The organism is Nitrospira sp. SG-bin1 (genome assembly GCA_002083365.1).
Taxonomy (GTDB): Bacteria; Nitrospirota; Nitrospiria; order Nitrospirales; family Nitrospiraceae; genus Nitrospira_D.
On the sequence record LVWS01000005.1, the window covers coordinates 60,215 to 79,230 of the forward strand.

The 19,016-nt window shown below is 58.8% G+C and carries 19 protein-coding genes and 1 pseudogene; 14 read left to right on the forward strand and 6 right to left on the reverse strand.

All coding sequences use genetic code 11. The annotated features are described in order from the left end of the window. Nucleotides 1-268 precede the first annotated feature (268 nt). Nucleotides 269-649 (forward strand): hypothetical protein, encoded by a 381-nt coding sequence (locus A4E19_12730; GenBank protein ID OQW37540.1) that lies wholly within the window; start codon nt 269-271, stop codon nt 647-649. Nucleotides 650-737: 88 nt separating this feature from the next. Here the strand turns inward: A4E19_12730 and A4E19_12735 are convergent, their stop codons facing one another. Further along, complete coding sequence (locus tag A4E19_12735) at nt 738-1,004, reverse strand: transcriptional regulator (GenBank protein ID OQW37541.1); 267 nt, start codon at nt 1,002-1,004, stop codon at nt 738-740. A 154-nt stretch (nt 1,005-1,158) separates the two neighbouring features. Continuing rightward, complete coding sequence (locus tag A4E19_12740) at nt 1,159-1,845, reverse strand: peptidase (GenBank protein ID OQW37542.1); 687 nt, start codon at nt 1,843-1,845, stop codon at nt 1,159-1,161. A gap of 318 nt (nt 1,846-2,163) precedes the next feature. On the opposite strand from A4E19_12740, the gene A4E19_12745 reads away from it, so the two are divergent. Beyond that, nucleotides 2,164-3,342 (forward strand): hypothetical protein, encoded by a 1,179-nt coding sequence (locus A4E19_12745; protein OQW37543.1) that lies wholly within the window; start codon nt 2,164-2,166, stop codon nt 3,340-3,342. Between the two features lie 42 nt (nt 3,343-3,384). On the opposite strand, the gene A4E19_12750 is transcribed toward A4E19_12745, so the two are convergent. Continuing rightward, complete coding sequence (locus A4E19_12750) at nt 3,385-4,113, reverse strand: hypothetical protein (protein ID OQW37544.1); 729 nt, start codon at nt 4,111-4,113, stop codon at nt 3,385-3,387. Between the two features lie 282 nt (nt 4,114-4,395). After that, on the reverse strand, nt 4,396-4,830 hold the full coding sequence (locus A4E19_12755) for a hypothetical protein (GenBank protein ID OQW37545.1): 435 nt from the start codon (nt 4,828-4,830) through the stop codon (nt 4,396-4,398). 176 nt (nt 4,831-5,006) lie between these two features. Between A4E19_12755 and A4E19_12760 the strand changes: the two genes are divergently transcribed. The 12 genes and pseudogenes from A4E19_12760 (at nt 5,007) to A4E19_12815 (ending at nt 18,528) form a co-directional block, all read left to right on the forward strand. Further along, nucleotides 5,007-6,002 (forward strand): hypothetical protein, encoded by a 996-nt coding sequence (locus tag A4E19_12760; protein OQW37546.1) that lies wholly within the window; start codon nt 5,007-5,009, stop codon nt 6,000-6,002. Between the two features lie 188 nt (nt 6,003-6,190). Next, entirely contained in the window at nt 6,191-8,968 is a 2,778-nt protein-coding gene (locus tag A4E19_12765) for a hypothetical protein (GenBank protein ID OQW37547.1), read from the forward strand. Between the two features lie 169 nt (nt 8,969-9,137). Beyond that, nucleotides 9,138-9,527, forward strand: a complete 390-nt coding sequence (locus A4E19_12770) for a hypothetical protein (GenBank protein OQW37548.1) — start codon at nt 9,138-9,140, stop codon at nt 9,525-9,527. 169 nt (nt 9,528-9,696) lie between these two features. Further along, complete coding sequence (locus A4E19_12775) at nt 9,697-10,290, forward strand: hypothetical protein (GenBank protein ID OQW37549.1); 594 nt, start codon at nt 9,697-9,699, stop codon at nt 10,288-10,290. A gap of 80 nt (nt 10,291-10,370) precedes the next feature. Next, nucleotides 10,371-10,775 (forward strand): hypothetical protein, encoded by a 405-nt coding sequence (locus tag A4E19_12780; protein OQW37550.1) that lies wholly within the window; start codon nt 10,371-10,373, stop codon nt 10,773-10,775. 168 nt (nt 10,776-10,943) lie between these two features. After that, the gene (locus tag A4E19_12785; protein OQW37551.1) at nt 10,944-11,723 is read left to right on the forward strand and encodes a hypothetical protein; all 780 of its coding nucleotides are present in this window, start codon (nt 10,944-10,946) and stop codon (nt 11,721-11,723) included. Between the two features lie 115 nt (nt 11,724-11,838). Next, a complete protein-coding gene (locus A4E19_12790) occupies nt 11,839-12,192 on the forward strand; it encodes a hypothetical protein (protein OQW37552.1) in 354 nt (117 codons plus the stop codon). A gap of 208 nt (nt 12,193-12,400) precedes the next feature. Then, nucleotides 12,401-12,721, forward strand: coding sequence for a hypothetical protein (locus A4E19_12795; protein ID OQW37553.1), 321 nt, complete (start codon nt 12,401-12,403; stop codon nt 12,719-12,721). A 329-nt stretch (nt 12,722-13,050) separates the two neighbouring features. Further along, entirely contained in the window at nt 13,051-14,787 is a 1,737-nt protein-coding gene (locus A4E19_12800; GenBank protein OQW37554.1) for a heavy metal transporter, read from the forward strand. A gap of 191 nt (nt 14,788-14,978) precedes the next feature. After that, nucleotides 14,979-16,910 (forward strand): annotated as a pseudogene (locus A4E19_12805) (oligopeptide transporter, OPT family). Nucleotides 16,911-16,983: 73 nt separating this feature from the next. Further along, a complete protein-coding gene (locus A4E19_12810; protein OQW37555.1) occupies nt 16,984-18,120 on the forward strand; it encodes a hypothetical protein in 1,137 nt (378 codons plus the stop codon). An 84-nt stretch (nt 18,121-18,204) separates the two neighbouring features. Beyond that, nucleotides 18,205-18,528 carry a hypothetical protein gene (locus A4E19_12815; protein OQW37556.1) on the forward strand — a complete coding sequence of 108 codons (324 nt, stop codon included), beginning with the start codon at nt 18,205-18,207 and terminating at the stop codon, nt 18,526-18,528. A gap of 6 nt (nt 18,529-18,534) precedes the next feature. Here the strand turns inward: A4E19_12815 and A4E19_12820 are convergent, their stop codons facing one another. Continuing rightward, on the reverse strand, nt 18,535-18,786 hold the full coding sequence (locus tag A4E19_12820; GenBank protein OQW37557.1) for a hypothetical protein: 252 nt from the start codon (nt 18,784-18,786) through the stop codon (nt 18,535-18,537). Between the two features lie 33 nt (nt 18,787-18,819). After that, the gene (locus A4E19_12825) at nt 18,820-19,002 is read right to left on the reverse strand and encodes a hypothetical protein (protein ID OQW37558.1); all 183 of its coding nucleotides are present in this window, start codon (nt 19,000-19,002) and stop codon (nt 18,820-18,822) included. Nucleotides 19,003-19,016: the final 14 nt, after the last annotated feature.

The following is a 19,016-nucleotide window of genomic DNA, read 5'->3' on the forward strand; positions in this document are numbered from 1 at the left end:
CTAGCCGTGACTTCACCCAGTGGACGAAGCCCGTGACGATCAGCGCGTGGGCGAAATCGAGAAGGGGCAAACCGACCAGCTGAGGAGAAAAGCGGACGGGATGAGCTGGTCCAGGTTTGATGGCCATCGTTGTCAACGATTGGACCTGGGGATGTTCTGGAACACGCATGTTACAATGACGGTAAAAGAGAGGGGTGTTATTCGGTGCCCTCACTGCGAGAGGAAGTTTTGACCGAAGTTGGTTCACTTCTAGAGAAGGAGCATGTCGATGTCACGATATACCACACCACTAACTGTCGCTCTGGCCGCGGTGTTCGTCCTGGTGACCGCCACAGTGTTACCGCTCCAACCGGTCTTCGGGGAGGGCGGGGCGCGGCGCGATGTGATGCGGTCAGAGGAGCAGCATCGCCAAGATGCCGTCAAACTCGCCAAAGAAGCGGCGGATCATGGTAAGCAGGGTCATGTGGGCGCACTCCTGACAGCCGCGGATGCCGCGCTGCAACATGCCCAGAAGACAGCCAAGGATGGGCATGTGGATGCGGGAATCGCGGAGCTGAACCAGGCCATTGAACATGGAAGAGCGGGCCATGCGGACGTGGCGACGAAACACGCGGAACAGGCGGCCACGCATCTGTCTGAGGCGAAGTAAGAGAGCGGAAAGAAAACAACAACGGGGGCCAGCGTCTTCGTGGGGCAGGAGTGATGCGGGGCTCTGAGAAACCGCCAAGGCGTCGTCGTTAAGCAGCGGATGATTTGGTGACCTCCCAGCCGGGAAACACTAAGACGGCGGGATGGCACTGTAGGACACGTGCCAGGGTTTTTGCCCGTTCGACTCCGAGATTGATGGTGCCGTTTTCAATGGCTGAGATGGTGGATTGGTGAATCTTCGTCCGTCGAGCCAACTCGCTCTGTGTGAGCCCTTGAAGTTCACGAACGATCCGAACGGATTCTCCCACTGACACGGCCACTCGAACTTTTGCGGGACGGAAGCCCTTGTGTTTCATTATTGCCTCCGATAATCGCGCGCGGTGACGTCCATAACAACCATCAGTACGCGCTGCTCTTCAACCTTGTAGATCACTCGATATTGCGCATTCAGGCATGAGGAGCGATGGACTTTCCACCCTCAGTGAAGTGGCGCGCGTGGCGAGGCCACGCTTATCGCCGCAGGAACGCGATCCAGCGCCATACGTTGAGCAGGCTGGCGAGGGAGGCGGCCACGTAGGTCAGTGCGGCGGCGGTGAGGATGCTGCGAGCGCCCCGTTCATCGTCGGGTGACAGGTATTTGCCCTGACGGAGAACAGGAAGGGCACGTCTGAAGCTGGCATCCCACTCGACCGGCAGCGTGACGAGGTGGACCAGCGTGGAGATCCCCATTGTGGCCAATCCGGCCATCATGACGACGACACTCGCGACCGGGGTACGCGCAACGGCCGCCGCGATCGGAATCCCCATCATCAGGACCGCTCCGACCTTTTCCGCTCCCTGCGCGACCCGCACAAGATTGGTGCGCTCCGCCAGCGGCTGGTACCCCAGGTGATCTTGAATGGCGTGCCCGACCTCGTGGGCGGCGATCGTGATCGCCGTGAGGGATTTGCCGTCGAATATCGCGGGCGTCAGGCGGACCGTTTTGCTGACGGGATCGTAGTGGTCGCCGGTCTCCGTCGGTACGACGGTGATGTGGTGGAGGTCGAACCGATTGAGCAGGTGCCTGGCCAGTTCTCCGCCGGTCCCCGGATAGTCGGGACGAGGCGCATCATGTTTGGCGAACACACGCCTGGTCCAAAGTTGCGGGCCGACCATGAGTAGACCAACGATGATCAGGAGCAGAATGAAACGTACCATTTATCTTCGATCTTCCTCTCACGCTTGTCCGGTGAAGCACCCCATCAAGGCTCTTGACACCCCGGGTTCAGGGACAACTTCCTCGCACATAGGCTAACACAAGTGGAAGACAGGAACAGGCCTTGATACTCCAGCAGGACACAAGGTGCGACCAGGCTTGTCTGTTCAGCCAATAAATGATGGCTCGGTGGGATCCGGACGGCTTTTGCCATCAAGGCCCGGTGAGGTATCCTGCTGTGATTTCGGAATGAGTAGATGGCTGAATCGCCGCGAGCCTTTCATGTCGTCGATTGATCCGCGAACCGCCAGGTATGAGGTATGAACCACACCTATGACGTCATCGTGGTCGGGAGTGGACCGGCCGGGGCTTGCGCGGCTTGGTGGCTGGCGAAGGCGGGCATGGCGGTCGCCGTGATCGAGAAGGCCGCGCCGCCGCGGTACAAGACCTGCGGCGGTGGAATCGTGGGGCGAGCCATGCAGGCCTTGCCCATTGAGGTGCGTCACGTCGTCGAACAAGACTGTCATGCCGCGCAATTGAATGTGTTTCCCACCGGGCTTTCCTTCACAACCCATCGAAAAGCCCCCATCGTCTGCATGACGATGCGCGATCAGTTTGATTTCGCGCTGCTGTCCGCCGCTGAAGCGGCCGGAGCCACGGTACACCAACGCTGTGCCGTTGAGGACGTTTCGTATCACGGTGATTTTGTCACGGTCACTACCCACGTCGGCGCGATGAGCGCCAAGTTCGTCGTGGCAGCCGATGGAGCGCTCGGCACCGTCGCACGCACAATGGGAATGGCGGATGGACGTATGCTCATTCCGGCGCTTGAATACGAAGTAACGGTGCCTCGTGATCGCTTGGACACCTTTCACGGCACCGCGAGATTTGATTTTGGCTTGCTTCCTCACGGATATGCCTGGGCCTTTCCGAAACGACAGTATCTCTCGATCGGTGTCCTGTCGATGACGAAGAGCGGGTGCGATCTCAAACGGGCGATCGCGCGCTATCTCGGCCTGCTTGGTTGCGGTGAGGTCGTCCGGATCGAACCACATGGTTATGTCATTCCCGTCCGACCGCGCAAAGGGCCGTTTGCCGACACACGCGTCCTGCTGGTGGGGGACGCCGCCGGCTTCGCCGATCCCGTCACCGGAGAAGGCATTTCGTTCGCCATTCGCAGCGGTCTGCTGGCGGCACAAGCCTTGGTTGACGGACAACTTGACGAGAAGTCCGTCAGCATCGCCTACGGCCGTTTGCTGGCTCAGATGATTTTGCCGGAACTGCGCACAGGACGGGTGCTGGCCCGACTGTTGTATGACGTTCCTCGGATACGCTCGTGGGCGTTTTCACAACAAGGGCAGCGCCTCTGCGAAGCGGTGACGGACGTGATGGCGGGGGAACGGACCTATCGAAATCTGGCGTTCAATTCCCGACCCCTATTCCGGCTGCTGAGACCGCGCTCCTTCAGGAAGGCGGGATACCGACCTGCTCGGCCGTGATGAGACCGAGCAGGGACGGCAGTCCTGTTTTATCGTTGGAATTTAGAAGCGCAAGGACAATCCTGCGATGACGTGATGAGAGTTGTAGGTCGTCTTGAATTCTTCCGTGGCGGGGGCCGGTACGGTGTTTTGATATTCCAATGCGGTCGTGAAGTGGGTGAAGCGATATTGCGCGAACGCCCCGATCTGTTTCGTGACCATGACGGTCACGCCGGCGTCGACCTTGGCGCCGACTGAGGCGTCGGTGGAACTTTGCCCGCCCGGCTGCACAAACGTGTTTTGACCGGCGTAGGTAATGAATACCGCGGGCCCGGCGGCGAGATACGGCTGCACGCGCCCATGGACGAATTGTTCATCCCGCAGCAGCGGGAGCCGCAGACGCAGCACGTCGAACCCGATTCCCCAGGCCGGTAAGCTCCAATGGGCGAACTGCGTGGTGGTCCCCCCACCATTGATCACTCCCACTTGTTGACCGGGCGGTGTCTTGAGGTGGAAGAAAAAGACATCCAACCCGAATCCGAGCCAGTCCATCTTTCCCTTATCCAGCCAGTATCCCGCACGGCCACCGGCTGTCCAATTGTTGTGGATGTCGAGACCTTGGTAGGTGGTCGTGGTCCCCAACGAACTGGTCACGGTCAGGTCCGTGTTCCTCGTCCAGACAGCCCCCGCATAGGCGTCGGCATACCATTCCGCCGATCCATCCTTTGGAGCCATCACAATTCCCATGGACAGTGCCAGGCCGAGAAGGCCGATGATCTTTCGATTCGCCATGATCCTATTCCCTCCCACAAGTAGTTTCTCTTGACCACAATTACATACCGGCTGCGGTTTCTTGGCCAGCACTATTCGATTTTTGGCTGTGGAGTCCGAGGAGCGTGGCCCAGGATTGTAAGGAAGCAAGTGAGGGAGGAAAATCTGTTGAAGCAATGTCAGAACATTGATGCGGGGATCGAGCAGCGGAGACGGGGAGTCATTGATCTCATAATCGGAGAACTGATCGAGAACGATGGAGAATGCACAGCCATCTTGGTAGGGTCGTTATCATTTTCGTCCTCACCGGCCCGCCGGTTTGATCTGCGTCAATACTCCCGCCCCATCCACTTGGGCCTCCACGGTCTCACCCATGTTGATGACCGATCGCACGTCGGTGGCACCGGTGGACTTAAGCATTACTTCACGGCCGTCTGGTTGCCGCACGATGTAGGTATCGCCGACGATGGATAAGACCTGTCCGATCACCGTCCCGGGCCCGGACGGTGCGGACCGTATTTGGCTGGGGTCGATCAACGGCCTACCCGGTTCCCCCGTGCCGCGATTGCCGGTTCCCAAACGAGGACCTTGCTCGTCGGGCCGCCCCCCGGTCGCCGGACTCTTTCCCCCTCCCGGCGCGATCGTGGACGGTTCTGTCGCGGCCTGCATGTCCACGGCACCGACCACCATGAGCAGAACGGCGATAGTGCCGACGAATCCTGTCCTCAAGTCATTCATGGTCACTCCTTTCGCTGTTCATTTTCAGTGTAGAGCGGTCGGTCACGGCCGGAGGCTCGGAAAAAGCCTAGGGGCTGCCTATCTCTCGAGGCTTCCCCTCACAAGGTCCGGTGAGGTATCCTCACGGAGCGCGTGAACGAGAGGAGTGTAGACTGAACCTCCGGATTCTCTCCTACATGTCTTCCGTCTTTCGCCGATCTTCGCATCACGCCGTCCTTGGTCTGCTCGTGACCTGCAGTGGATTGTGGACCGGCTGCAGCACCAGCCCTGTGACGGGGCCTCACTCCAACCAAGAACCGAACCGCGTCTTTGATCGACTGGCCGGCCTGGAGGTGACGTCCGATCGTCTCTACCAATCGATTGCCGACCAAGCCGACGTGGTGGGATTCAGCCACCAGCTGGAGGTCGAGTCGGACCTCGCCAATCCGTTCACACCCTTTGAAATGGAGCGCATCGCACAGTCGTTCGTGCGCTCGCTCAAGGTCATGCTGTTCGACCTGGCCCCGGCCAATTTCTGGGAACACCATCTCGCGCACTACTATGCCTCGACCCTGTCGCCAGCAGAGGCCAGGACACTGGTGGAGGGCTATGAGCAAGAAGCGCTTGTGCCGTCGTCCCGCGTGCAAGAACTTCGCTGGAATTTTGTGCGAGACCGCCTACCGGACCTGTTGCCCGCGGTGCGAGCACGGTCGCATCGGTTCAAAATCTCCACTGACGCGATGGTTCCGGTACTGCTCCCGGATGATTACGTCATCGTGCACAAAGCCGCTTATCACGCGACCGAACCGCGGCGTGGGGATGTCGTGGTCTATCGTTATCCGGACGAAACGGGACCGCTCTTTCTTCACCGCGTAATCGGGCTTCCCGGCGATCGAATCGAAATCCGTGATCAGGTGGTCACGGTGAACGAAGACCTGTTGGCCGAATCCTATGTGCAACATACCGACCGATCCAGCATGGCCGGAAACGTTCGCGATAACCTCGGGCCCGTGACCGTGCCTCCCGACTCCTATTTCCTCTTGGGAGACAATCGGGAGGAAAGCCTGGATAGCCGCTTTTTAGGACCGATCGGCAAAGAACACATCCTGGGGCAGGTGGTGTTCATCTACTGGTCGATTGATCCCGACACAAGGATCCCCCGTTGGGATCGCCTCAATCAACCGGTGCGGTAACACGGCTGTGAGCCCCGGAACGTGAACGCCGTGACGCTTCCGGCTTGCGAGCGGAAGCCGAGCGTGGTAGGTGATAGCGTTGTTGTCGGTTCGTTCACATCGACGATGTCATTTCCGATGCTCCAGGATCCGCAAGTTCCAATTCTTGACGTCTCCTGCACTTAAGCTCACCTGAGCGGAGTTGCACTGTGCTTGGAATATGCGATCCTTTGCTGGCCGTTGCCTCGATGCTGCTGGGTGGTGCGGCGGCTTACGCCATCCTGAGCATCGCCGAGCGGATGCGGGCTCCCGACCAAGGCCCAGCCCAATGGCGCTGGCTGACCATCGGCGCCGCAGCAGCAGGCCTCGAAATTTGGGTCATCCACTACATCGGCAATCTGGCGTTCTGCCCACCGGTTTCGGCCGCCCAGGACTCCGGGCTCGCCCTGTTTTCTTTCCTGTCGGCCGGGGGCACGGGCGCCGTGGCCGTGTATCTGATCAGCAGCCATACCGGCAGTGGAATACGGCTCGTCTCCGGGGGAATGTTGACGGGGGCCTGCATGAGCCTGACACATTTCGCCAGCATGGCGGCCGTCCACCAACCGATCGATCTCCAGAACGACTTGCTGCTCATTGTGCTGTCCGTGGTGGGGATCGTGGCCTTCAGCACCATCGTCATCGTGCTCGGAACCTGGAATATCGCGTACGGGAACTGGCGCGTCACGGAAAAGGCGACCGCCATGGGGGCCGCCCTTTCCGGAACACACTTCATCGGGATGATTCCGGCGTACGACCTTTCCGGCCACACGGCCGGCGCTCCACCGCCGGGGATCGACGTCGATCTCCTCGCGGTGGTCGCCGTGTCGCTTTCGACCCTTCTGGCCATCATCGATCGGCAGGTGACGGCGGCCTCCAGGCTGGCTCGCGACAGCCACGCCCGGTTGATCGAGGCCATCGAAAGTGTCCCCCAATGGTTTGCGCTCTTCGATGCGGACGACCGGCTGGTCATCTGTAATCGCAAGTATCGCGACGTGATGTCTGGAACTGCGGCTCACGTTCAACCCGGCGACTCGTTCGAATCGATCGTCCGCCGAACTGCCGAACGCGGCGATATCCCCGCTGCGATCGGAAAACTCGAACCCTGGATACAACAGCGCCTTGACATGCACAGAAATCCGATCGCACCGTACATTCAATACCGGTCCAGTGGAGAGTGGCTTCAGATCAACGAACGCAAGACGCACGACGGCGGCATCGTCTTCATCGCCACCGACATTACGGCCTTGAAAAATGCCGAACAGGCTGCCGAGGATGCCACGGCGCGGCTCGCCGATTCATTGGCGGTGGTGGAGGCCGCGAAGGCCCGCATGCAGGAAGAACTGAACGTCGGCCGGGATATTCAACGGAGCATGCTGCCGCGCGTGTTCCCGGCTTTCCCGGATCGGAAAGAGCTGGAGCTGTACGCGATGCTCGAACCGGCCCTAGAGATCGGCGGCGATCTGTACGATTTCTTTATGGTCGATGAGCATCGACTCTGTTTCGTGATCGGGGACGTGTCCGGCAACGGAGTCCCTGCCGCGCTGTTCATGGCGATGACCAAGATCATGGTGAAAACCAGGGCGGCGTCGGACCCCTCTCCAGCCAGTATCGTCACCCATGTGAACGATGCGCTCAGTGCGGACAATGACAGCTGCATGTTTGTGACCCTGTATCTCGGCATTTTGAATCTCCGCGACGGGACCCTCCTGACGACCAACGCCGGCCACAATCCTCCTCTGCTGAAACGTCAGGATGGACAGTTCGAGTGGCTGAGAGGCATCGACGGCCCCATGGTCGGTCCCATGGCGGGCATCGCCTTCAAGGAGACGACAACGCGATTGGGTCCGGGGGATGAGCTCTTCTTGTACACCGATGGGGTGACTGAAGCGGATAATCGGCGGCGCGAACTGTTCGGCAACGACCGACTGAAAACGGTCCTCGACAAATCCCGGGCTGTCTCAGTAGTCGATCGCCTTGGCGAGGTCATGCAAGCGGTGCGAGCCTTTGCGGGTGAAGCCCCGCAGGCGGACGATATCACGATGTTGGGACTGCGATATCATGGGGTCGCCCCGTCCGACGTGGCGGCTCGAATCTTCCACCGAACGATGCCCAATCAGTTGATGGCGATTCCGGACCTACAGACGGCGTTTGAGCGGTATGTGGGGCAATGGGAAAGGGCCAAGCCGCTGATTCCAACGCTCAACATGGCATTGGATGATCTGCTCAACAACGTGGTGCAGTACGCCTTTCCCGACGACCCGACGGAACATGCGATTGAAGTCGACGGCGAAGTACGGGATGAGTGGGTCGTCCTCACCATTACGGACGATGGCATTCCTTTCAATCCTTTGACGGTCCCGCCTCCAGATCTGTCGCTGCTGCTGCATGAGCGCGAGATCGGCGGATTGGGCATTCATTTGGTACGGTCCATGTTCGACGAGGTGTCGTATCATCGCAATATTGGGCGTAACGTCTTGACCGTCAAAAAAAGATTGGCATCGACGGCGACCGTCTCTCCTCGACGTCCTGACCGGACCGGCATCGGCACGTACGACGTTGGAAGAACGCTACGCCCTTCGCACCTTGACCGAGCAGATGCCGCGCTGAATGTCGAGTCACGCCGAAGCGGAACCGCGGTGATCGTGATCCCACGGGCCCGCTTCGATACGAACAGCGCGCCGGAAGTCGAGCACATCCTGACGAACCATATCGGGCAAGGAGAAAAAAGGATCGTGCTGGACCTTTCCCACATTTCGTACATTTCTTCGATCGGCCTACGGGTGATCCTAAAAGCTGTGACGGCAATTACCCGAACAGCTGGAAGGGTCGTACTCTGTGGTGGAAACGAACAGGTCCGTTCGGTGCTCCACTCCAGCGGAGCGCTCATGATGAGTCTTCATGCCGCCACGCTGGAGGAGGCCCTTGCAAAGGTCCATGAGTCAGGGTAGACCTTCGGTGTGTTTCTCCGAGTTTTCTCTGTATGGCATTCAGTCCGATCACGCTGGTGAAAGCCCGCGAACTGAAGTGGGAATGTGCCGTTGCCGGTATGCTATGATCGTTGGCTGGCGACACGGCCGGGACAGAACGGCGATCTTTGAACAGGAAGGAGCGTAACCGATGGATCAAGGGACCAGACATACGTTGACGGTCTCCTCTCGCGAGCATGGCGGCGTCACCTTAGTCAACATGCAGGGCAGCCTCTCCGCCACGACAGCGGAACAGGGAAACCAGGAAATGAAAAAGATTTTGGACGGGGGTACGAAAAAGGTCATCCTTAATCTGGCTGATGTCGACTATATCAGCAGTGGCGGCATCCGCGTCCTTATTCTGGCGGGCAAGCAACTCACCAACGTTCAAGGACAAATGAAAATCGCTGCGGCAAAGGGGATGGTCAAGGAAGCCCTCCAGGCAAGCGGCTTCGATCTGTTGAGCCGCGTGTATGGAGAAAGCATTCAATTGTGCAATACGGAAGAAGAAGCTGTGGCCGCCTTTAGATCCAACTCTTGATTCTTACGGACGCGATCATGATCGTGGCGGTTCTGCATTGCGAATCGCCCGATCCACAGCTCAATCGGTCATCGTCTCAAAAGACGCTCCGCCGATAAATCGGTTGACACAAGCCTCTGCTTCCCTTACAAGAGTTCCCCTTCCGCTTCGTCATCGAGGACTTGTTCGAATGGATTCTCCTTCCGGCACCCGAAGCCCAGACTCCTTTACACAAAGTTGCCGCGATCTTGTCCGGACCTCCACTTACGAAGACATCGTGGCCTGCACCATTTATGCGGCCCCGATGATCTTCATGATCGGACCGGCTTCGATTGTGGGCAACGAACCCATCATCGCCATCGTTGTCCAGAGTCTCATCGGTTTTATGCTCGGTTGGACGGTCCACCGCATTGGCCATCGATTGCTGACGACCCTTCCTCCCGGACCATGCCTCCTGTACGTCTCGCCGTCCCGCGGTGTGCCCGTAAGACTGACGCTGAGGCAATTCATCTGGGTGATGGAGGCGATCGTCGGGGTGGCGGTGCTCGGCGCCGTAGTGGGGAAACGATTCCTGCACACCATGGACCCTGCCGGGCCATGGAGCGGTCTCAGCCTCATGGCTGTGGCCCTCGTCTTGTATTTCGTTCCCGTATACCTTGGGCGGCTGTGGATCCGACACCACTATCCCGCTATGTCGCTCGTGGGTCCGACCGAAGAGGTCATCAGGACGTCGCTTCCAGGGATTCGGACGATCTTCACCTTCCCTCGAAGCATTGATCGTTGAGAAGGCGTCGGGATTCTCCTAGTGCAGAAGAATAGCCGCTTTCTCTAGACTGAGGCTTTCTGCCGTTGAAGCATTGTACGATGGGCGACATTCTCCGTATCAAGACCACAGCCACGAAAGAGATCGTCGATCTGACCGACCGGCTTGAGACGGTGGTCCGGAAAGCGAACTTCCAGGGAGGACTCTGCGCGTTATTCGTGACGCACACGACCGCGGCGCTGACGACCGGAGAAATCGGGGAAGGAACCGACGATGATCTCCTGGAGGTCGTGGAAGAGATGATCCCTCAGATTCGCTTTCAACATGCGCATGATCCCTCCCATGCCTGGTCCCACATGGCCTCGTCAATTTTGGGACCGTCGCTCACCGTGCCGGTGTCGGCCGGGAAACTGATGCTCGGCACGTGGCAGTCGGTGCTGTTGGTTGAGCTCGATGGTCCACGCGAGCGGACCGTACAGGTCACGTTGATACCCGGTCGAGACTAAAACACGTTGCTCGTCATGGACTTCCATCGTATTCCTCCTTTCTCCTGATTCATTGCCCTACGTCCGCGCTTGTATTGAACCGCTTGGAAGAGTAGCCTGACTTCACGGAGAACGGTCTCGAACGACGACTTCACAAAGCCGAACCTTTCAGGATGTCCATCATGCCCCATGTCCCGCGACGACTCCCACAAGAATGAAGTTGCCCGAGCCGGTGCGCGACGACTCATCGAGCAAACGCCGAAAGCATTGGCCGGCTTGGCCGTCGTCAGTGGCGTGGCGTATCTTGCGGGATCGATCTACACAAGAGCCTATTTTTCAGAATTTGGAGCTTCCTGGATCCTGGAGGAACTTCCAGCAGCCACCTATTTCAGTCAAAGTTGGGTCCCGCTGGTGCTGATGCTCTACTTCGGATATCTGGCGACGACCAATCTCGCCGTGATGGGAAGTCCGGAGGACTGGACTGCCAGCTCCAAGTTCAAATTCTCCCTTGCTTTGGTTCAGTATGGTGCATGGTTCTTGCTCGCACTCTTGGTGATGACCCCGCTCCTGACCACATTCGGCTATGTCACTCCGGCCATCGTTCTGTCGATTGTCGGCATCGCGGCGATTCTGCTTGTATTCAGCTCGGCTCTGGAACTGGTTGTGGCCCGGTTCAAGACCATGGACCGGCTCATTGACATCTCGATGGCGTATGTCGCATTCGCCGTGATCGCCGCCGGTCTGTATGTGGTCCCCGCACAACTTGGACTCAATTGGGCTCGGATCGACAAACAACCTACGTCCTCACTGCTCACCGTGTATCTCCACAGTGATGCAGGAAAAGAATATCGGCTGCTGTTCTCCGTCGGTGAGCGGGTGTACGTGTTTCCCGCAAGATTCGAGGGGCCCCGTCCTCCGGTCCAAGCCACGGCCATCGCCAACGTCGCCTTCGTCCCCCCTGAAAAGTAGCGTTGCGCAACCGGATGGCCGGCGACTACACTCCTGTTCCATGGTACGTCTGCTTCCCATCGCGGGCTTCACATACTCCGCCTGCCGGCTTGGGGCTGTCTCAATGACTATTCTTATGGTGGCAAGCTGCGCCACAATGACCAAGGTGACGAATCTCTCCGAGGAACCTTGCCGCACTTCGTTCATGCAGCGACTGTCATCGATCCTTGCACACGACGGTGAAAAGTCTGAGGCGTCCAACGTTCTCGCGAACCAGACCATCTCTATGCTCACCACCTATGATCTCGGCCCGCGCCCTTTCGTCATTGCAGCACCATCCGGCACGGACTACCGGTTTTTTATCGACCGCAAGGAAGCAGACTGCGTACTGACTCTCTTCGGACGCCGAAGGGGGTTTGTCTCCTACACGAACAACCTGACCTACATCGCTACTGAGGCCCTCCAGGGCTGCACCTGCTCGGAATACTGACGCACTCATTTTTGCCGGTCTTCATTCTATGGCAACCCCCCTACATAGGTCTGGGTATTCATGAAGAATTTTTCATCTTCTCCTAATGGTCTCTTCATGTTCCTGTATTATAAGGAAATACCAGAATGAGCAAGAGTGGGATGGTACGACGCTCGGATCACGAAGCTCGAGTTGAAAGTTCCGGCACAGCGCGCAAGGAGAACACCTCATGAAAGAAACGACAAAAGGACTGACTATATCCACATCCGTTATCTCCGCTCCGGTGAGACGGGGATCCAACCGGCTGTCACCGAATCATCTCTTGGAATTGATCACCCGACTCTGCATCTTCAAGGCCGAGCGGTGGGGACGCCGGGCGCTCTTTTACGAGCGGCATCGCGACTATTTTCCAAGGTTGTCGGCCGGTCGATTCGTGAATCGATGCCGTGAACTGGAAGCCAGGTACCGAAGGCTCTCCCAAATCATGTTCCTCATCCCGGCAGAGGATCGCTTCGTTCCGATACGCGCATTGTCCCTGTCGAAGCTCTAGAAAAACAGATCCTTCGGTCCGGTTAGGGCGCCCGTAGAGCCGACCGTCGAGCAGTGAGACGGACGGATATTGAACCCTTCTCCGTCCAATTAAGAGCATACCTCCCTTAAAAGGCCCCTTCCGGCAAACTGCAAACTGAAAGTGACTCTGCTTTCACATTTTCGCGCCATTGATGCGTAGTGCTCTCTTTCCGACCATTCCCTCGAACCGGCTCCCACCTCACTTGCGCTTCAGACTCATTCGACGTACCATCAGGCCTCTTGCGAAGTGTCGTGCCATGTTCCCCACAACCCGCGACCACTAACAGTGGAAAGGTAGCCGCGTCCGTGATGAAAGAAAGCCATCCGTCGGTATCCGCAAGCCCAACCGCTACCGGGTTTTCTCCCGGTTTTGTCTCCCTGGGACTTGAAGCGCCCCTCCTGGCAACGCTGGAAACACTTGGTTACGAAGAACCCACCCCTATCCAACGTGAGGCGATCCCCCTGCTCCTTGCAGGTCGGGATCTGCTGGGGCAAGCCGCAACCGGCACCGGCAAGACCGCAGCGTTCGCGTTGCCGATGCTGCAGCGAATCGGTCATGCGGAACGGGCTCGCCCCTCGGCCCTCGTACTCGTTCCGACCCGCGAGCTGGCCATTCAAGTCGGAGACGCGGTGCGGCGGTATGGAAGCGAGTTACGGGTAAGCGTGTTACCGGTGTACGGCGGACAGGCCATTGGTCCCCAATTGCATGCACTGAAACGGGGAGTGGATGTGGTCGTCGCCACGCCGGGTCGGGCATTGGATCATGTCCGTCGAGGCACACTGAAGCTGCACGACGTAAGAATCGTCGTTCTGGATGAAGCGGACGAAATGCTCGATATGGGGTTTGCGGACGATCTGGACGCGATCCTGACCGAAACGCCTAAGACCAAGCAGACCGCCTTGTTCTCAGCGACGATGCCTGCTCGGATTCGCTCGATCGCCCACCGACATCTCCATAACCCCGTCGAAATCACGATCGCGAAAGAACCGGTCAAAGCCGGCACGGCCCCCCGCGTTCAGCAAACGGCCTATATCGTGGCGAGACCGTATCGAGCGGCCGCGCTCGCCCGCGTGATCGACGTGGTGGGGGCCAAATCGGCATTGGTCTTTTGCCGAACCAGGCTGGAGGTGGATGAGGTGACGGAGATGTTGACCGGACGCGGCCATCGAGCCGAGGCGATACACGGCGGCATGAGCCAGGGACAGCGCGACCGCGTCATGCAAAGCTTCAAGGGGGGACAAACCGAGTTACTGGTCGCCACCGATGTCGCCGCGCGCGGCCTGGATATACCCCAAGTATCACACGTGATCAACTACGACCTTCCCTCCTCGGCGGAAATCTATGTCCATCGGATTGGACGGACCGGTCGGGCCGGTCGGGAAGGTGTCGCGATCACCATCCTGGATCCCCGTGAGCAGCGTCTTCTGCGGACCATTGAACAACACACCAAAGCACGGGTCGCCGTGCTGCCGATTCCGAACGTGACTGACCTTCGCGCCAAGCAGTTCGAACGCGTGCAAGCCTCGGTGGAACAGGTCTTACGCGAGGGCACGCCGGATACATTCAAGCACCTGATCGAGAAGTTTTCCGCCTATCCACCGGCAGAGGTCGCGGCGGCCGCGTTCAAGCTACTGATTCGCGCAGAAGGCGGCGAACGTCAAGAGCAGGACATTCCGGCCACGCCTCTCAGACCGCCTGAATCGAGACGGCCGATGCAGGATATACGTCCGGGCAGTGGGCGGTTTCATGGAGGAGCGGGAACGCAGCGTCCGTCGTCTGGACGGACGCAACAAGGGGGACGAGCGGGAGCGATGACGCGGGTATATGTCGGGGTGGGGCGTGAAGCCGGCATCAGACCAGGCGATTTGGTGGGAGCAATCGCGAATGAGGCACGGATCAATTCCAACGTCATCGGTGCCATCGAAATCGAAAGCCGGTTTTCCATCGTTGATGTCCCGGCTTCCATGGCGTCAGGCATTATCGAAGTACTCGGGCGCGCTCGGATCAAAGGACGGAGGGTTCCCGTACGACTGTTTCGCGACTAACGTGTGGACGCAGGGTCTCCCCATTTCAGTTTCATCGCAGTCCTTCTCTCCTTCTTTTCCCACCGTTGCATGCGACACGTTCGTTCTCAGCCTCCAGAAGCGGACTATTGCTCAGTCTTGAGACGCAATCACACATTCTGAAAGCCATGGCTTGTGTGATCGCGACAGGCTGACTATCATGACCGGCTATCATGAATGATTCCCGGCCTCTCATCCCTGCATCCGTCACACTGCCCGAAATTACCCCCAAAGCCGTCGTGCTGGCGATCGTCCTGGCGGCCGTCTTGGCGGCCGCCAATGCGTATCTAGGTTTGTTTGCCGGCATGACGGTGTCTGCCTCGATTCCGGCCGCCGTGGTTTCCATGACGATCCTGAGGTTGTTCCGTACGTCGAACATCCTCGAAAACAATATCGTGCAAACCGCCGCTTCATCGGGTGAAGCATTGGCGGCCGGCGTCATCTTCACGATTCCCGCGCTCTTGCTGGTCGGGTATTGGGCGACATTCGACTACTGGCAGACCGTTCTCATCGCAACGGTCGGTGGGACGCTCGGCGTGCTCTTTACCATCCCATTGCGACGGGCACTTATCGTGTCGGCACGATTGCGGTTTCCCGAAGGAGTGGCGACGGCTGAAGTCCTCAAGATCGGCGCGGTGGCACGGCCGGAAGCCGAGTCGCGTGAATCGACGAGGGATTTTCAGTCGTTGTTGTTCGCGGCGCTGCTGGGTAGTGTGGTGAAGTTCGGCGAAAGCGGTCTTCGATTGTGGACGGAATCGTTAGAAGGCGCGGCCCACATGGGGCGCACCCTGTTCTACGCAGGGCTCAATCTGTCACCGGCACTCCTTGCGGTCGGATTTATCATCGGCATACAGACTGCTTCGGTGGTTTTTCTCGGAGGAATCCTTGGGTGGGTGATCCTGATGCCCACATATGGATTTTTTGATGGGCTCCCATCCGATCGAACAGGCCGCGCGGCGGCGATGTCGATCTGGAGCGGACAGATACGATATGTCGGTATCGGAGCGATGCTGACCGGCGGGCTGTGGACCCTCGCGAAGTTGCGACAGCCGGTTTGGAATAGCCTTCAGACGCTCCGGGCAAGCTATCGTGCGTCCGGAGTACGGCAAGATTCCGCGGGACCGTTGCGGACGGAACAGGACGCGCCGTTCCTGTGGATCGTCGTGCCGTTTGGCCTGTCACTCCTGCCGATGGCTTGGATCTATTCGACGGTCGTGGACAGTCCGTTTCTCGGCATTTTGATGACCATCGTGATGGCGCTTGCCGCTTTTCTCTTCTCGTCGGTCGCCGCCTATATGGCCGGAATGGTCGGAAGTTCCAGTAATCCCGTCTCCGGCGTGACGATCGCCACCATTATGGTCGCGGCTCTGCTGCTGGTGCTTTTCATGGGAACCGGACATCCGGCGGGACCGGCGGCCGCCTTGGTGATCGGAGCCGTCGTCTGTTGTGCCGCCGCGATGGGAGGGGACAATCTCCAAGATCTCAAGACCGGTCATCTGGTCGGAGCGACGCCATGGAAGCAACAAGTGATGCAGGTCGTCGGGGTCCTGACCGGGGCTTTGGTTCTCGTACCGGTGTTGTCGCTCCTCCAAGCCAAATACGGCATCGGCGAACCGACGAGCAGCCATCCGCATCCGCTCAGCGCACCACAGGCTATGTTGATGGCGAACTTGACACGAAGCCTGTTCGGTACCGGGTTGCCTTGGCCGCTCGTGGGGCTGGGAGCGGTGATCGGAGTCCTGATCATTTTCGCGGATCGGCGACAAGAACGCCGCGGGAGTGCGCTGCGATTCCCCGTACTGGCCGTGGCGCTCGGAATCTACCTGCCGCTGAAACTGTCCGCGGCCATTTTTGTCGGAGGCATGATCGCGACGTTGGCCCATAGACGAACGGGTGGGGGGCATGAGCCGTCGCAACGAGGGCTGCTCTTTGCCGCCGGGCTGATCACGGGCGAAGCGGTAATGGGTATCATGGTTGCCATGCCGATTGCGTTTGCCGCCCTGTGGCCCGGCTTCAGCGCCGATCCCTTTACGATATTTGTCGTTCCTCCGTTCGGAGGGTGGCCTGGCCTTGCGATGATGACCGCCGTGGGATTTGCACTCTATTGGATAGCGAGTTGGGAAAACCGGAGCACGCCCACCTCGATCGATCCAACGTCGCGGGATGGATCATAGAGCCATGGACATGAAAACCACAGCCCATGCTAACCCGGAGTTCCTCACGGTGATTTACGAGGTCGAGGGGCCTGAATCACAGGCACGCAGTACGGCGACGCGCATCTGTTTAGATCAAACCATTGAGGCGGAGAGCAATCTCCTTCCGCCTTCTCTCCGATCAACGATTCTTGGCTTCTTGGAAGATCTGCGGGCGACGGTCGAAGGCCGTTATCAAGCCACCATTCGCTTCCGTGGCGACCTACTCGGCGGCGAGTGCAGCGATTTGCTCAACATCCTGTTTGGAACCAGCAGCCTTCGCGGAGACGTCACGTTGCGGTCGTTCGCCATGACGAACGGGTTGCTCGCTTCGTGGCCCGGACCACGATTCGGCATTGATGGAATCAGGCAAATGGTCGGTGTGGTCCGCCGTCCGCTGCTCTGCGCGGTTCTGAAGCCGTTGGGCCGCACTCCTCGGGAACTGGCCGAGTTGGCCGTTCAATTCGTCGAAGGAGGCGCCGATGTGATCAAGGACGACCAGAGCCTGGTCGATCAAGATTGGTGTCGGTTTGACGAACGAGTCTCTCGCTGTGCCGAAGCCATTGCACGAGCCGGTACAAGGCGCGGAAGACCTTGCCTGTATTTCGCCCACATCAGTGCGGCCTGGGATACCATGCGTCGGCGCGCAGTCCTGGCGAAATCCTTGGGCGCCTCAGGTCTCTTGGTCGCGCCCGGCCTGACCGGCTTCGACGCCCTGAGAGCCCTTCGGTCGGACGACGAGATCGCTCTGCCGATTGCCGGCCATCCGTCCATGCTGGGAACCCTGGTTGATCGTGGCGGAGGTGGGCTCGCTTCGTCTGTCGTGTATGGGCTCCTCCCTCGATTGGTCGGCTCAGACCTGAGCATCTATCCGGCGTTCGGTTCCGACTATCCGATGTCCCAACAAGCCTGTGTCCTGATCGCGGAGCATTGTCGACGGACTTGGGGTTCGCTCAAACCATTGATGCCCGCAGTCGGCGGACGCCTCGGCTCTGGAAGCTTGGTGGAGTTGAATTCGGCCTTAGGAATGGATGTGATGTTCATCGTGGGAAGTCGCATCCAACAATCTCCCGACGGGGTCGTGGCTGGGATGCAGGAACTACATCGTCTGCTGAAGGACTGACTCCCATATCAGGTTCGAACACCACTTCCTAAAAGCGCCGTCCCTTGATATGCTACGAGAGCGCGGCTCATTGTGACATGACCCATGATGTCGGAGGTGAACATGAGGATGTCGACAAGGTTCTTTGAGGTACTGCGCATGATCAGTCGTCTCTGGACGGATCTTCCTCTGCTGTTTCGGCTGCTGAATGCATGGAAAGACGGCAGCTATCGCGGGCTGTCGGTACGCACGCTGGTCTCGCTGATCACCGCGCTGATCTACGTCGTGAGTCCGGTGGATTTCGTGCCGGACTTTATTCCCGGCATCGGGTTGATCGATGACGCGGCCGTCCTCGTTTTTCTGCTGCACAGCATGGCCCAAGATTTGGCCGCCTTTCGAGCTTGGGAACAGAGCCGCGCCAAGCTGTGACCGGCCTCACACGATCCCGAAACCGACGATGAGCCGGATCATGCCAAAGATCGCGGCAATCCCACAGCTGATCAGCCCGGCGATGCTTTTCCCCTTGCTCGCTTCAGCCGGCGCCATGCCTAGAGCGATGGCCGATATGATCGTCCCGATCACGGCGAAGGGAATGAGGAGCCAGTTGAGTGCGCCCAAAAACGGAACAAATCCGATCAGCATACCGATAAGGGAAAAGATGCCCCATGTGAGACTGACGTATTGCATCGTATGGAGGAAGAAGGATGCATGACACGTGCGTTAAGCAGCTTTCTTCTTCGGCACCTTGGCTCCCTTGCGTCTCGCTTCCGAAAGACCGATCGCGATGGCCTGCTTTCGGCTCTTCACGGGCTTCCCACTCGTTCCGCTTTTGAGGGTACCCTTCTTTCGCTTGCGCATCGCCCGCTCAACCGACTGATGCGCACGTTTACCATACCGTGCCATACGGTCCTCCCGGT

What these genes read in the sequence shown, in the direction of transcription:
- A4E19_12810 (OQW37555.1), top strand. Translation starts at nt 16,984, where the DNA reads ATGGACATGAAAACCACAGCCCATGCTAACCCGGAGTTCCTCACGGTG.
- A4E19_12755 (OQW37545.1), bottom strand. Translation starts at nt 4,830, where the DNA reads ATGAATGACTTGAGGACAGGATTCGTCGGCACTATCGCCGTTCTGCTC.
- A4E19_12800 (OQW37554.1), top strand. Translation starts at nt 13,051, where the DNA reads ATGAAAGAAAGCCATCCGTCGGTATCCGCAAGCCCAACCGCTACCGGG.
- A4E19_12775 (OQW37549.1), top strand. Translation starts at nt 9,697, where the DNA reads ATGGATTCTCCTTCCGGCACCCGAAGCCCAGACTCCTTTACACAAAGT.
- A4E19_12790 (OQW37552.1), top strand. Translation starts at nt 11,839, where the DNA reads ATGGTGGCAAGCTGCGCCACAATGACCAAGGTGACGAATCTCTCCGAG.
- A4E19_12760 (OQW37546.1), top strand. Translation starts at nt 5,007, where the DNA reads ATGTCTTCCGTCTTTCGCCGATCTTCGCATCACGCCGTCCTTGGTCTG.
- A4E19_12745 (OQW37543.1), top strand. Translation starts at nt 2,164, where the DNA reads ATGAACCACACCTATGACGTCATCGTGGTCGGGAGTGGACCGGCCGGG.
- A4E19_12815 (OQW37556.1), top strand. Translation starts at nt 18,205, where the DNA reads ATGATGTCGGAGGTGAACATGAGGATGTCGACAAGGTTCTTTGAGGTA.
- A4E19_12735 (OQW37541.1), bottom strand. Translation starts at nt 1,004, where the DNA reads ATGAAACACAAGGGCTTCCGTCCCGCAAAAGTTCGAGTGGCCGTGTCA.
- A4E19_12740 (OQW37542.1), bottom strand. Translation starts at nt 1,845, where the DNA reads ATGGTACGTTTCATTCTGCTCCTGATCATCGTTGGTCTACTCATGGTC.
- A4E19_12825 (OQW37558.1), bottom strand. Translation starts at nt 19,002, where the DNA reads ATGGCACGGTATGGTAAACGTGCGCATCAGTCGGTTGAGCGGGCGATG.
- A4E19_12780 (OQW37550.1), top strand. Translation starts at nt 10,371, where the DNA reads ATGGGCGACATTCTCCGTATCAAGACCACAGCCACGAAAGAGATCGTC.
- A4E19_12795 (OQW37553.1), top strand. Translation starts at nt 12,401, where the DNA reads ATGAAAGAAACGACAAAAGGACTGACTATATCCACATCCGTTATCTCC.
- A4E19_12820 (OQW37557.1), bottom strand. Translation starts at nt 18,786, where the DNA reads ATGCAATACGTCAGTCTCACATGGGGCATCTTTTCCCTTATCGGTATG.
- A4E19_12750 (OQW37544.1), bottom strand. Translation starts at nt 4,113, where the DNA reads ATGGCGAATCGAAAGATCATCGGCCTTCTCGGCCTGGCACTGTCCATG.
- A4E19_12770 (OQW37548.1), top strand. Translation starts at nt 9,138, where the DNA reads ATGGATCAAGGGACCAGACATACGTTGACGGTCTCCTCTCGCGAGCAT.
- A4E19_12730 (OQW37540.1), top strand. Translation starts at nt 269, where the DNA reads ATGTCACGATATACCACACCACTAACTGTCGCTCTGGCCGCGGTGTTC.
- A4E19_12785 (OQW37551.1), top strand. Translation starts at nt 10,944, where the DNA reads ATGTCCCGCGACGACTCCCACAAGAATGAAGTTGCCCGAGCCGGTGCG.